Source organism: Neisseria basseii (assembly GCF_962707005.1).
Lineage (GTDB): Bacteria > Pseudomonadota > Gammaproteobacteria > Burkholderiales > Neisseriaceae > Neisseria > Neisseria bergeri.
Window position 1 is genome coordinate 175,587 of record NZ_CAUIXH010000002.1, and the last position, 13,218, is coordinate 188,804.

The window sequence follows — 13,218 nt, forward strand, 5'->3', positions numbered from 1 at the left end:
GCCGATCGGGCGGGATTTTATTTTGATGCGGCTTTATTCCTGCGGCACGGGAAACGCCGGAACCGTCAAAAACCGGCTTCAGACGGCCTTAAGCTGAAAAAAGGCCGTCTGAAAAGCGTTTTGCCGGATTTACACGTTAAACAAAAAGTGCATCACATCCCCATCCTGCACGACATATTCCTTACCTTCCACACGCATTTTGCCGGCTTCTTTTGCTTTGGCTTCGCCGCCGAGCGAGACAAAATCATCGTAGGCAATCACTTGGGCGCGGATGAAGCCGCGTTCAAAATCCGTATGAATCACGCCGGCGGCTTGCGGCGCGGTGTCGCCTTTGTGTATCGTCCACGCGCGGACTTCTTTCACGCCGGCGGTGAAGTAGGTTTGCAGCCCCAAAAGGTCGTAACCCGCGCGGATGAGGCGATTCAGGCCGGGTTCTTCCAAGCCCATCTCAGCGAGAAATTCGGCTTTTTCGTCATCTTCCAACTCGGCGATTTCGCTTTCCATCGCGGCGCAAACGGCGACGACGGGGGCGTTTTCTTTTGCCGCCAATTCTTTCAGGCGTTCAAGGTGCGGATTGTTTTCAAAACCGTCTTCGGCAACGTTGCCCACATACATCGCAGGTTTGGCAGTCAGCAGGAACAGCGGTTTGAGCATCACGCGTTCTTCCGCGTCCAAACCGAAGGAGCGTACGGGTTTGCCTTCGTCCAGATGCGGCAGCAGTTTTTTGCACAAATCGACCAGTTTTTGCGCATCTTTGTCGCCGGAACGGGCGCGTTTTTCTTCGCGGACGATGGCTTTCTCGACAGAAGCGAGGTCGGCAAGCGCCAACTCTGTACCGATGGTTTCGATGTCGGCAATCGGATCGACTTTGCCGGAAACGTGGACGATGTTGTCGTCGTCAAAGCAGCGCACGACGTTGACGATGGCATCGGTTTCGCGGATGTTGGCGAGGAACTGGTTGCCCAGACCTTCGCCTTTGCTCGCACCCGCAACCAAGCCGGCAATATCGACAAACTCGACGATGGCGGGCTGCATTTTTTGCGGATTGACGATTTTCGCCAGCTCCGCCATACGCGGGTCAGGCACTTCAACGATACCGACGTTGGGTTCGATGGTACAGAAAGGATAGTTCGCCGCTTCGATACCTGATTGGGTCAGCGCATTAAAGAGGGTGGATTTGCCGACGTTGGGCAAACCGACGATGCCGCATTTCAAGCTCATGTTTTTTCCTGAAAATAGAGAAATTTAACGGCGGATTATAGCATACCGCCGCCTTCCTTCCGAAAAAATGCCGTCTGAAACGGCTTCAGACGGCATCCGGTTTCAAAAACCGCTCAGAACAAGCCGTGAATCACGCCTTCTGCGTCCACATCGATTTTCTCGGCGGCCGGAACTTTCGGCAGGCCCGGCATCTTCATCATATTGCCGCACAGTGCGACGATAAAGCCCGCACCGGAAGAAACGGTAATGCCGCGCACGGTAATGCGGAAGCCTTCAGGGCAGCCCAAAAGTTTGGCGTTGTCGCTCAAAGAATATTGGGTTTTCGCCATACAGATCGGCATTTTGTCCAAGCCCAGTTTTTCCAGCGAAGCGATTTCGGCGGATGCTTCCGCGCTGAAATCGACATCTTCCGCACCGTACACTTTTTGGGCAATGGCGCGGATTTTGTCTTTGATACTCAACTCAACATCGTAGGCAAAGCGGAATTCGTTGGGTTGATTTTCAATGGCGTTGACGACTTTGTGCGCCAAATCCGCGCCGCCCGCGCCGCCTTTGCCCCACACTTCGGTCAGGGAAACTTCAACGCCGTGTTCGGCGCAGGCTTTTTCAATCATCGCCAACTCGGCATCGGAATCGGACACGAAGCGGTTGATGGCAACCACCACAGGCAGGCCGAATACGTTTTTCAGGTTGGAAATGTGTTTCAGCAGATTAGGCAGGCCTTTTGCCAAAGCGTCGAGGTTTTCTTCGCCGAGGTTGGCACGTTCCACGCCGCCGTTGTATTTCAGGGCGCGGACAGTCGCCACGACGACCGCCGCATCAGGTTTCAAACCGGCAAGGCGGCATTTGATGTCACAGAATTTTTCCGCGCCCAAATCCGCGCCGAAGCCTGCTTCGGTTACGGCATAATCGGCAAGGTGTTTCGCCAAACGGGTAGCCGTTACAGAGTTACAGCCGTGGGCGATGTTGGCGAACGGGCCGCCGTGTACAAAGGCAGGCGTACCTTCGATGGTTTGTACCAAGTTAGGCTTAATCGCATCTTTGAGCAATGCCGCCATCGCGCCATTCGCTTTCAAATCTTTGGCGTAAACAGGGCTGCCGTCTTTGGCGTAGGCGACGAGGATGTTGCCCAAACGCTCTTTCAAATCGCTGATGTCTTTGGCAAGGCAGAATACCGCCATCACTTCGGAGGCAACGGTAATGTCGAAACCGTCGGGACGCATCACGCCGTCAACAGGTTTGCCCATACCGTCGATGATGTTGCGCAACTGGCGGTCGTTCATATCGACCACGCGACGCCACAGCACGCGTTTCGGATCGATGTTCAACTCGTTGCCTTGGTAGATATGGTTATCGAGCATGGCGGCGAGCAGGTTATTCGCCGCACCGATGGCGTGAAAATCTCCGGTAAAGTGCAGATTGATGTCTTCCATCGGCAAAACTTGGGCATAGCCGCCGCCCGCCGCGCCGCCCTTCACGCCGAATACCGGTCCCAAAGAAGGCTCGCGCAGGGCAATCACGGCATCTTTGCCGATATGGCGCAACGCGTCCGCCAAACCGATGGTAACGGTGGTTTTGCCCTCGCCCGCCGGAGTCGGGTTGATGGCGGTAACCAAAATCAGCCTGCCCTGTTTTTGCGGCAGCTTGAATGCCTCGGCAGGATTGATTTTAGCTTTGTAATGACCATAGGGCTCGATGTTGTCGGCGTTCAAACCCAGCTTGGCGGCAATTTCACCAATCGGGCGCATGGTGGAAGACTGGGCAATTTCAGCATCGGTTTTGAAGCTCATGATTTTCCTTTAGAAATGAGGAGGGACATGCCGTCTGAGAGCATCAGGCGGCAAACAGGTGGATTGAAAATAATATCAGGCATATTATAACGTTATCCGCACCAAACCCGCAGTGAAATTTTTGACGCTGCAACAAAAATACCGTTCATATTGTTCACAATCCAAGGAGAAAACATGGGCAGCAACGCATGGCTGTTTTGGGCATTGGCATCGGCAGGCTTCGCCTCATTGACCGCCATCTTCGCCAAAATGGGTTTACAAGGAATAGATTCCGATTTTGCCACCTTTATCCGCACCTTGGTCATCCTCGCCGCTTTGGTATTGTTTTTAACCTACACCGGCAAATGGCAGGGCGTGAACGGCTTCACGGGGCGCAACTGGACGTTTCTGATTTTATCCGGACTCGCCACCGGCGCATCCTGGCTCGCCTACTTCAAAGCCCTGCAACTGGGCAACGCCTCGCAAGTCGCCCCCGTCGATAAATTCAGCCTGGTTCTGGTCGCCCTGATGGCAGTAGTCTTCCTCGACGAACGCCCCAGTACGCAGGAATGGATAGGCTTGGGCTTGGTAACCGCAGGTGTGTTGACTCTGGCTCTGAAACGGTAAACCTACAAGAAATAAATGAAATGCCGTCTGAAAAACTGTCTTCAGACGGCATTTCCGTTTCTGTCCATTCTCAGCACTCGACCACGCGCACGGATACGGGGATGGCTTTTTTCTGGAGTGTGGCGGCGAGTCCGGCGAGGGAGGTTTCTTTGTAGGTCGCCTTCATATCCCGGCCGGTCTGCAACATGGTTTGGATGACTTCGTCGAGCGAGACTTTCTTGTCCGTGCCGTCTTCCAAGAGCGCGAGCGTGCCGAGTTTGAGGGCTTTTTCGGCGGCTATGCCGTTGCGTTCGATGCAGGGGATTTGCACCAGTCCGCCGACGGGGTCGCAAGTCAGGCCCAGATGGTGTTCCATCGCCATTTCGGCGGCATTTTCCACTTGTTTGGGCGTACCGCCGATAACTTCGGCGTATGCGCCTGCCGCCATCGAACACGCTACGCCGACTTCTCCCTGATAACCGACATCCGCGCCGGAAATGGAGGCGTTGGTTTTGTAGAGGATGCCGATTGCGCCTGCGGTGAGCAGGAAGTTTTCGACACGCTCCTGAGTAGCGTGTGGATTGAACTTGCGGAAATAGTGCAATACGGCGGGAATGATGCCTGCCGCGCCGTTGGTCGGCGCGGTAACGACGCGTCCACCGGCGGCGTTTTCTTCGTTGACCGCCATGGCGTATACCATCGGCCAAAGCTGGGTGTTGACGATTTCGGTTTCGCGCAGGACTTTAAGCTTGGCGGCAAGCTGCGGGGCGCGGCGGCGGACGTTCAATCCGCCGGGCAGTTCGCCGTCTGCCGCCAAACCGCGCTTGATGCAGCCTTCCATAACCTCGGCAACACCGGCAACACGGCGGCGGATTTCGGCTTCGCCGCATCCGGCAAGCGCGGCTTCGTTTGCCAACACGACTTCGGAGATGTCGAGCCGGTTCAGACGGCATCGGGCAAGCAGTTCGGCGCAACTGTTGTAAGGATAAGGAACGGTTTTTTCCGTTTCCGCCTGCCGCTCGAAGTCTTCTTCGGTAACGACAAACCCGCCGCCGACCGAATAATAAACCTGTTCCTTCAATACCGTGCCGTCTGAAGCATAGGCGGTAAAACGCAGTCCGTTGGGGTGTTTGGGCAGCACTTGATTTCCGAGTATGTTCAGGTCGCGGTCGGGGATGAAGTGGATTTCTTGCCCGTTGAGGCGGAGGATGTGCTGCGTGCGGATACGCTCGAGGCGGTCGGGAATGTCGGCAAGCGGAATATCGTGCGGCAGGCTGCCTTCCAAACCGAGCATCAGCGCGTCAAACGTACCGTGCCCTCGCCCTGTCAGTGCGAGCGAGCCGTAAATGTCGATGACGATACGGGCGGTTTGCGCGTCCAAGCCTGCGGCAAAGGCGGCGGCAGCCTTCATCGGGCCGACCGTATGCGAACTGGAAGGGCCGATACCGATTTTGAAAATGTCGAAAATGCTGATCATGGTTTTGCTCCGAAAGGCGGTTTCAGACGGCATGGCTTCCGTTTGACAAACCAAAAGGAGACGCGGCAAGCTGCCCGTCTCCTTTTTTAAAACGGCACTTATGCGTCGATATTTTGGGCAATCAGCGCGTTGTTTTCGATAAAGGCGCGGCGCGGTTCGACCTCGTCGCCCATCAGCGTAACGAACACTTCGTCGGCGGCGATGGCATCTTCGATGCGCACTTTCAACAGACGGCGCACGGCGGGGTCCATCGTCGTTTCCCAAAGCTGCTCGGGGTTCATCTCGCCCAATCCTTTATACCGCTGGATGGACATGCCTTTTTGGGCGTTTTGGAGCAGGATATTCAGCGCGGTTTCAAAGCTGTCCACGTCGTACTCGTTCTCGCCTTTATAAAGCTTGGCACCCTCGCCGACCAAGCCTTTGAGCGCGGCGGCGGTTTGGGTGAGGGTTTGGTAGGCTTTGCTGTTGAGGAACTTGGGTTCGATGTAGCTGACCATGACGTTGCCGTGCAGCTTGCGGGTGATTTTGATGAAGCGGTTGCCTTCGTGTCCTTCGATGCGTTCGAGGGCGACTTCTTTTTCGTCGAGCAAACCGGAAAGTTCGGCAACGGCTTTATCGGCGTTTTCAGACGACGTCAAATCGATGGGCGACGCGTGCAGCATGGCGCGCAGGACGAGTTCGTCCACAAAGCGGCTTTCCTGTTCGATAACGGTTTTCGCCAACAAGAATTGTTTGGCGGTGTCAGCAAGTTCTGCGCCTTCGATGGTGCGGCCGTCTGAAACGATTTTGGCTTTTTCCAAAGCGAGGCCGAGCAACCATTGGTCTTTTTCAAGCTCGTCTTTGAGGTAACGCTCCTGCTTGCCGTATTTGGCTTTATAGAGCGGCGGCTGGGCGATGTAGATGTAGCCGCGCTCGACCAGTTCGGGCATTTGGCGGTAGAAGAAGGTCAGGAGCAGGGTGCGGATGTGCGCGCCGTCCACGTCGGCATCGGTCATGATGATGATGCGGTGGTAACGCAGTTTTTCGGGGTTGAATTCTTCTTTGCCGATGCCTGCGCCTAGCGCGGTAATCAGGGTGGCGACCTCTTGGCTGGCGAGCATTTTTTCAAAACGGGCTTTTTCGACGTTCAAGATTTTGCCTTTGAGCGGCAAAATGGCTTGGAATTTACGGTCGCGGCCTTGTTTGGCGGAACCGCCTGCGGAATCGCCCTCGACCAGATAAAGTTCTGACAAGGCAGGGTCTTTTTCTTGGCAGTCGGCGAGTTTGCCGGGTAGCCCCAAACCGTCCATCACGCCTTTGCGGCGTGTGATTTCGCGGGCTTTGCGGGCGGCTTCGCGCGCGCGGGCGGCATCGACGATTTTGCCGGTGATGATTTTGGCTTCGGTCGGGTTTTCTTCAAGGAAGTCGGTCAGGGCTTGGTTGATGACTTCGTTGACGACGGGGCCGATTTCGCTGGAAACCAGTTTGTCTTTGGTTTGCGACGAGAATTTGGGGTCGGGCAGTTTGACGGACAACACGCAGGTCAAACCTTCGCGCATATCGTCGCCAGCGGTTTCAACTTTAGCTTTTTTGGCGACTTCATTGGCTTCGATGTAGCTGTTGATGGTGCGCGTCATTACTTGGCGCAATGCGGTCAGGTGCGTACCACCGTCGCGCTGCGGGATGTTGTTGGTGAAGCACTGTACGCTTTCCTGATAGCTGTCGTTCCACTGCATTGCGCATTCGACGCTCATGCCGTCTTTCTCGCCGAACGCATAGAAGATTTTTTCATGCAAGGGCGTTTTTTTGCGGTTCATGTATTGCACGAAACCCGCCACGCCGCCGGAAAGGGCGAAGCTTTCGTGTTTGCCGTCGCGCTCGTCGGTCAATTCGATGTCCACGCCGTTGTTCAGGAACGAAAGTTCGCGGATACGTTTGGCGAGGATGTCGAAACTGTATTCGACGTTGCCGAAGGTTTCTGCGCTGGCAAGGAAGCGCACGGTCGTGCCTTTTTTGTCGGAATCGCCGACAACCTTCAACGGCTCTTCGGTTTCGCCGCGTACGAAGCGGACGAAGTGTTCTTTGCCGTCGCGGTAGATGGTCAGCGTTACCCAGTCGGACAGTGCGTTGACGACGGACACGCCCACGCCGTGCAGGCCGCCGGAAATTTTGTAGCTGTTGTTGTCGAACTTGCCGCCTGCGTGCAACACGGTCATGATGACTTCGGCGGCGGAGCGTCCTTCTTTCGGGTGGATGCCGGTGGGCATACCGCGCCCGTTGTCGGCCACGCTGACGGAATTGTCGGCATGGATGGTTACGGTGATTTTATCGCAATGTCCCGCCAGTGCTTCGTCGATGGCGTTGTCCAATACTTCGAACACCATGTGGTGCAGGCCGCTGCCGTCCTGCGTGTCGCCGATGTACATTCCGGGGCGTTTGCGTACCGCTTCCAAGCCTTCGAGCACCTGGATGCTGTCGGCGCCGTATTCTTCGTGTTTTTGTTCAGTCATATTTTTTGCCGGATTTTGAAAAGATTTTGCGATGCCGCCAAAACAGTCCGCACCTTGTAAAAAAAGCGGGCGGGACGGCGTATATAGTTGTGTATTATAGCCGATTTTGCCGCCTAATTCAGCGTTATCCGCATCCGTATGCCGTCTGAAAGGGCGGGCGGCGCATTAGCGGCCGGTACGGGGCGGGATTTGCCGGCAAAGTGGCAAAAGCGTTTTTTTGCCACTAAAATCTACGCCCTAAACTTTTCGGACAGGGTGCAGAAATGGAAATATGGAATATGTTGGACACTTGGCTCGATGCCGTCCCGATACGCGCGGAGGCGGCCGAATCCGTGGCGGCGGTCGCGGCTTTGCTGCTGGCGCGCGCCCTTCTGTTGAACATCCACTTCAGACGGCATCCGGATTTCGGCATCGAAAGCAAGCGGCGGTTTTTGGTTGCCAGCCGCAATGTAACGCTGCTTTTGGTGCTGTTTTCGCTGGCATTTATCTGGTCGGCGCAAATTCAAACGCTGGCTTTGTCGATGTTTGCGGTGGCGGCGGCGGTCGTCGTGGCGACAAAAGAACTGATTATGTGTCTGTCGGGCAGTATTTTAAGGTCTGCCACCCAGCAATACTCGGTCGGCGACTATATCGAAATCAACGGCCTGCGCGGGCGCGTGGTCGATATCAACCTGTTGAACACGCTGATGATGCAGGTCGGTCCGAACCCCTTGGTCGGACAGCTTGCGGGAACCACCGTTTCTTTCCCCAACAGCCTGTTGTTGAGCCACCCCGTGCGCCGCGACAATATTTTGGGCGACTATGTCATCCATACGGTCGAAATCCCCGTTCCCATCCATTTGGATTCGGATGAAGCCGTATGCCGTCTGAAAGCCGTACTCGAGCCCTTGTGCGCGCCCTACATCCCCGCCATCCAACGGCATTTGGAAAACGTGCAGGCGGAAAAACTGTTTATCACGCCCGCCGCCAGACCGCGCGTTACCCGCGTGCCGTACGACGACAAGGCATACCGCATCATCGTCCGCTTCGCTTCCCCCGTTTCAAAGCGGCTGGAAATCCAACAGGCCGTCATGGACGAATTTTTGCGCGTACAATACCGCCTGTTAAATCATCCCGCTGGCTCTGAAACACTTTAACTTTCCCCGGCCGGCCCCATTTCCGGCTTCAGACGGCATATTGCCGATATGCCGTCTGAAGCACAACACACAAAGGAACCCGACATGAACGATAACGTATTGCTCCACTTGGGCGAAGAACCCCGTTTCGACCAAATCAAAACCGAAGACATCAAACCCGCCGTCCAAACCGCCATCGCCGAAGCGCGCGAACAAATCGCCGCCATCAAAGCCCAAACGCACACCGACTGGGCAAACACCGTCGAGCGTCTGACCGGCATCACCGAACGCGTCGGCAGGATTTGGGGCGTCGTGTCCCATCTCAACTCCGTCATCGATACGCCCGAACTGCGCGCCGTCTATAACGAACTGATGCCCGAAATCACCGTCTTCTTCACCGAAATCGGACAAGACATCGAGCTGTACAACCGCTTCAAAACCATCAAAAACTCCCCCGAATTTGCAACGCTTTCCCCAGCACAAAAAACCAAGCTCGACCACGACCTGCGCGATTTCGTATTGAGCGGCGCAGAATTGCCGCCCGAACAGCAGGCAGAACTGGCAAAACTGCAAACCGAAGGCGCGCAACTCTCCGCCAAATTCTCGCAAAACGTCCTAGACGCGACCGACGCGTTCGGCATTTACTTTGACGACGCCGCGCCGCTTGCCGGCATTCCCGAAGACTCGCTCGCCATGTTTGCCGCCGCCGCGCAAAGCGAAGGCAAAATAGGCTACAAAATCGGCTTGCAGATTCCTCACTACCTTGCCGTCATCCAATACGCCGACAACCGCGAACTGCGCGAACAAATCTACCGTGCGTACGTTACCCGCGCCAGCGAACTTTCAGACGACGGTAAATTCGACAACACCGCCAACATCGACCGCACGCTCGAAAACGCCCTGCAAACCGCCAAACTGCTCGGCTTCAAAAACTACGCCGAGCTGTCGCTGGCAACCAAAATGGCGGACACCCCCGAACAAGTTTTAAACTTCCTGCACGACCTCGCCCGCCGCGCCAAACCCTACGCCGAAAAAGACCTCGCCGAAGTCAAAGCCTTCGCCCGCGAAAGCCTGAACCTCGCCGACCCGCAGCCGTGGGACTTGGGCTACGCCGGCGAAAAACTGCGCGAAGCCAAATACGCGTTCAGCGAAACCGAAGTCAAAAAATACTTCCCCGTCGGCAAAGTATTAAACGGACTGTTCGCCCAAATCAAAAAACTCTACGGCATCGGATTTACCGAAAAAACCGTCCCCGTCTGGCACAAAGACGTGCGCTACTTCGAGCTGGAGCAAAACGGCAAAACCATAGGCGGCGTCTATATGGATTTGTACGCACGCGAAGGCAAACGCGGCGGCGCATGGATGAACGACTACAAAGGCCGCCGCCGCTTCGCCGACGGCACGCTGCAACTGCCCACCGCCTACCTCGTCTGCAACTTCACCCCGCCCGTCGGCGGCAAAGAAGCCCGCTTGAGCCATGACGAAATCCTCACCCTCTTCCACGAAACCGGACACGGCCTGCACCACCTGCTTACCCAAGTGGACGAACTGGGCGTGTCCGGTATCAACGGCGTAGAATGGGACGCGGTCGAACTGCCCAGCCAGTTTATGGAAAATTTCGTTTGGGAATACAATGTATTGGCGCAAATGTCCGCCCACGAAGAAACCGGCGAGCCCCTGCCGAAAGAACTCTTCGGCAAAATGCTTGCCGCCAAAAACTTCCAACGCGGAATGTTCCTCGTCCGACAAATGGAGTTCGCCCTCTTCGATATGATGATTTACAGCGAAAGCGACGAAGGCCGTCTGAAAAACTGGCAACAGGTTTTAGACCAAGTGCGTGAAGAAGTTGCCGTTATCCAACCGCCCGAATACAACCGCTTTGCCTTGAGCTTCGGCCATATCTTCGCCGGCGGCTATTCTGCAGGCTATTACAGCTACGCGTGGGCGGAAGTCCTCAGTGCCGATGCCTACGCCGCCTTTGAAGAAAGCGGCGACGTTGCCGCCACAGGCAAACGCTTTTGGCAGGAAATCCTCGCCGTCGGCGGATCGCGCAGTGCGGCAGAATCCTTCAAAGCCTTCCGGGGGCGCGAACCGCGCATAGACGCACTCTTGCGCCACAGCGGCTTCGACAACGCGGCTTGATCGATGTGAACAAAAAATGCCGTCTGAAACAATCAAACAGTGTTTCAGACGGCATCAGCATTTGCACGGTTTCGCCATTTTCACAAAAACAGCAAGCCAAAATCCCGTCATTCCCCAAAAACAAAAAATCAAAAACAGAAATCCCGTCATTCCCGCGCAGGCGGGAATCTAGTTTTGTCGGTACGGAAACTTATCAGATAAAACGGTTTCTTTAGATTTTTCGTCCTAGATTCCCACTTTCGTGGGAATGACGGAATATTTTTGCATTTTATTTTCCGACATCATTGAATCAAACCCAAATGCGACAAGAGCGTCCATGTACCGATGGCAATCAACACCAAACCTCCGGCAAATTCCGCACGCCTGCCGAACAATACGCCCAAAGCCCTTCCCGCCGTCAGCCCGACCGCCACCATCACCGTCGTCACCATACCGATGATTGCGGCGGCAAAGGCAATGTTTACCTCCATAAACGCCAAGCCCACCCCGACTATCATGGAATCAATACTGGTTCCAAAAGCAGTCAAAACCGTCAACCACCAGCTTTCCCGTTTGGTTTCCCGCGCGTCCTCCGCCTCGCCGGACAACCCTTCGTGCATCATTTTCAGACCCAGCCCGCCCAGCAGGACGAAAGCCGCCCAATGGTCCCATTCGCTGATAAACGGCTTGGCATAAAAACCGCCTGCCCAGCCCGCCAGCGGCGTGAGCGCTTCAACCGTGCCGAACACCAAAGCCGTTGCCGCAATTTTGCGCGGGGGCATCCTGACCGCCGCACCCTTTGCCAGCGCGACGGCAAACGCATCCATCGACATCCCCAGCGCAATCAAGAGCAAAGCGTAAAAACCCATACCGCACCCGTCCTTAAAAAGGGCGGATTATAGCAAAACAGCAAAACGCGAAAAACGCCGCACGAAAACCCGCATCCCGCCATTCCCACGAAAACAAAAAATCAAAAATAGAAATCCCGTCATTCCCGCGCAGGCGGGAATCTAGGTCTTTCGGCACGGAAACTTATCGGGAAAAACGGTTTCTTTAGATTTTACGTTCTAGATTCCCACTTTCGTGGGAATGACGGGATGCGGATTTTTGTGCGGATTTGAACCGGTAAGGGTGGGAATGGTGGGATGACGAAATATAAATTTCCGTGCGGAAGGGTCTGGATTCCCGCCTGCGCGGGAATGACGAGAGTTTAGCGGGAATGACGAGGGTTTGGCGGGAATGACGAATCCATCCGCACGGAAACCTGCACCGCGTCATTCCCACGAACCTACATCCCGTCATTCCCACGAAAGTGGGAATCTAGAAACTCAAAGTTGCAAGAATTTATCGGAAATGACGGAAACCCAACGAACCTGGATTCCCGCCTGCGCGGGAATGACGAGGGTTTGGCGGGAATGACGGGATATTTTACGTTTAATAAAAAACGCCCGCCGAAGCGGCAAAGGCGGACGGAGAATGCCGTCTGAAACGGCAAAGGCAGACGGAGAATGCCGTCTGAAGCGGCAAAGGGGAATAGGAAATGCCGCCCAGGCTGTTCGGGCGGCATTTGTTTTCACGGCGGGGTCAAACCCGGTCATTGTCCTTATTTGGTGCGGCAGGAAGACGGCAGGAATTTGTCGTCCACAGTACCTTTTTTACATTCCCAAGAGAACGAGCCGGAGTTTTGTTGACCTACCAAAGTCAAAGTTTTACCTTTGATGTCGGCATTCACACCGGAAGATTTCATGGTAGAGGTAATTTGGGCACCAGACGTACCTACTTTACCAACTTCTACTTTAGCCACATATTTACCTGTAATTGTAGAAGCAGTAGCAATACCTGCAGAGGCATTGTTGGCAGGGAATACTCCGTTGTCGGAAAAATACTCGACCACTGCGGCTTTTTGACCTTCAGCCAAAGTCAGGGCTTCGGACATTTGGGCGCGCGCGGTGTAGTCTTGGTATGCGGGCAGGGCGACGGCTGCCAAGATACCGACGATGGCGATGACAATCATCAGCTCGATCAGGGTAAAACCTTTTTGGATTGCTTTCATTTGGATGACTCCTGTTTGAAAATGTTTAAGTTTGATTGGAAATTTGCGGTATCTGCCGCAAACGTAAACCCGTAATGTATTTGACCGTGGTCTTTTTTGCTTCGGTTCGCCTTCTTACCAGCAAGCGGCGTGCCAAAACCGGGTTCGGCTCGGCATTTTACAGAATATTTTTTTATTTGTCTGTTTGGTATGGGTATTTTTTATATCAACGCGGCGCGGCTTGCGGCGGAATAATGCGGCAGGCTGACGTTTTTTGTCAGTTGTGACAATTTTTGTCAGTTTCGGGCTGACGTTTTTTGTCAGATTTTGTCAGATTGGGTTTTTTTTGGTTTTTTTTTTTTTTGGGGGGGGGCAGGGTGGGGTTGGT

At 54.8% G+C, this 13,218-nt stretch carries 10 protein-coding genes; 4 read left to right on the forward strand and 6 right to left on the reverse strand.

Annotation, left to right across the window (positions count from 1 at the left end; genetic code table 11):
• Window positions 1-129: 129 nt before the first annotated feature.
• The gene (gene ychF / locus Q9I99_RS01995) at window positions 130-1,221 is read right to left on the reverse strand and encodes a redox-regulated ATPase YchF (RefSeq protein ID WP_301667442.1); all 1,092 of its coding nucleotides are present in this window, start codon (window positions 1,219-1,221) and stop codon (window positions 130-132) included.
• A 113-nt stretch (window positions 1,222-1,334) separates the two neighbouring features.
• Window positions 1,335-3,011, reverse strand: coding sequence for a formate--tetrahydrofolate ligase (locus Q9I99_RS02000; protein WP_301667443.1), 1,677 nt, complete (start codon window positions 3,009-3,011; stop codon window positions 1,335-1,337).
• A gap of 174 nt (window positions 3,012-3,185) precedes the next feature.
• Between Q9I99_RS02000 and Q9I99_RS02005 the strand changes: the two genes are divergently transcribed.
• Complete coding sequence (locus Q9I99_RS02005; protein WP_003761693.1) at window positions 3,186-3,617, forward strand: EamA family transporter; 432 nt, start codon at window positions 3,186-3,188, stop codon at window positions 3,615-3,617.
• A 70-nt stretch (window positions 3,618-3,687) separates the two neighbouring features.
• On the opposite strand, the gene Q9I99_RS02010 is transcribed toward Q9I99_RS02005, so the two are convergent.
• Complete coding sequence (locus Q9I99_RS02010) at window positions 3,688-5,073, reverse strand: L-serine ammonia-lyase (RefSeq protein ID WP_301667462.1); 1,386 nt, start codon at window positions 5,071-5,073, stop codon at window positions 3,688-3,690.
• A gap of 98 nt (window positions 5,074-5,171) precedes the next feature.
• Complete coding sequence (gene gyrB / locus Q9I99_RS02015; protein ID WP_301667445.1) at window positions 5,172-7,562, reverse strand: DNA topoisomerase (ATP-hydrolyzing) subunit B; 2,391 nt, start codon at window positions 7,560-7,562, stop codon at window positions 5,172-5,174.
• Window positions 7,563-7,825: 263 nt separating this feature from the next.
• Between gyrB and Q9I99_RS02020 the strand changes: the two genes are divergently transcribed.
• From Q9I99_RS02020 to Q9I99_RS02030, 3 genes are all read left to right on the forward strand, one after another.
• Window positions 7,826-8,698: a mechanosensitive ion channel family protein gene (locus Q9I99_RS02020; protein ID WP_301667446.1), complete on the forward strand. Its 873-nt coding sequence runs from the start codon at window positions 7,826-7,828 to the stop codon at window positions 8,696-8,698.
• A gap of 84 nt (window positions 8,699-8,782) precedes the next feature.
• Complete coding sequence (locus Q9I99_RS02025; RefSeq protein ID WP_301667463.1) at window positions 8,783-10,819, forward strand: M3 family metallopeptidase; 2,037 nt, start codon at window positions 8,783-8,785, stop codon at window positions 10,817-10,819.
• Window positions 10,820-10,835: 16 nt separating this feature from the next.
• Window positions 10,836-10,991 (forward strand): hypothetical protein, encoded by a 156-nt coding sequence (locus Q9I99_RS02030; RefSeq protein ID WP_301667447.1) that lies wholly within the window; start codon window positions 10,836-10,838, stop codon window positions 10,989-10,991.
• Between the two features lie 109 nt (window positions 10,992-11,100).
• On the opposite strand, the gene Q9I99_RS02035 is transcribed toward Q9I99_RS02030, so the two are convergent.
• Window positions 11,101-11,667 carry a manganese efflux pump MntP gene (locus Q9I99_RS02035; RefSeq protein WP_301667448.1) on the reverse strand — a complete coding sequence of 189 codons (567 nt, stop codon included), beginning with the start codon at window positions 11,665-11,667 and terminating at the stop codon, window positions 11,101-11,103.
• A 734-nt stretch (window positions 11,668-12,401) separates the two neighbouring features.
• Window positions 12,402-12,851 (reverse strand): pilin, encoded by a 450-nt coding sequence (locus tag Q9I99_RS02040; protein WP_301667449.1) that lies wholly within the window; start codon window positions 12,849-12,851, stop codon window positions 12,402-12,404.
• Window positions 12,852-13,218 lie beyond the last annotated feature (367 nt).

Excerpts from the sequence above, each read along its gene's own strand:
- Q9I99_RS02035 (WP_301667448.1), bottom strand. The coding sequence starts at position 11,667 with ATGGGTTTTTACGCTTTGCTCTTGATTGCGCTGGGGATGTCGATGGAT.
- Q9I99_RS02030 (WP_301667447.1), top strand. The coding sequence starts at position 10,836 with ATGCCGTCTGAAACAATCAAACAGTGTTTCAGACGGCATCAGCATTTG.
- ychF (WP_301667442.1), bottom strand. The coding sequence starts at position 1,221 with ATGAGCTTGAAATGCGGCATCGTCGGTTTGCCCAACGTCGGCAAATCC.
- Q9I99_RS02000 (WP_301667443.1), bottom strand. The coding sequence starts at position 3,011 with ATGAGCTTCAAAACCGATGCTGAAATTGCCCAGTCTTCCACCATGCGC.
- Q9I99_RS02025 (WP_301667463.1), top strand. The coding sequence starts at position 8,783 with ATGAACGATAACGTATTGCTCCACTTGGGCGAAGAACCCCGTTTCGAC.
- Q9I99_RS02020 (WP_301667446.1), top strand. The coding sequence starts at position 7,826 with ATGGAAATATGGAATATGTTGGACACTTGGCTCGATGCCGTCCCGATA.
- Q9I99_RS02040 (WP_301667449.1), bottom strand. The coding sequence starts at position 12,851 with ATGAAAGCAATCCAAAAAGGTTTTACCCTGATCGAGCTGATGATTGTC.
- Q9I99_RS02010 (WP_301667462.1), bottom strand. The coding sequence starts at position 5,073 with ATGATCAGCATTTTCGACATTTTCAAAATCGGTATCGGCCCTTCCAGT.
- Q9I99_RS02005 (WP_003761693.1), top strand. The coding sequence starts at position 3,186 with ATGGGCAGCAACGCATGGCTGTTTTGGGCATTGGCATCGGCAGGCTTC.
- gyrB (WP_301667445.1), bottom strand. The coding sequence starts at position 7,562 with ATGACTGAACAAAAACACGAAGAATACGGCGCCGACAGCATCCAGGTG.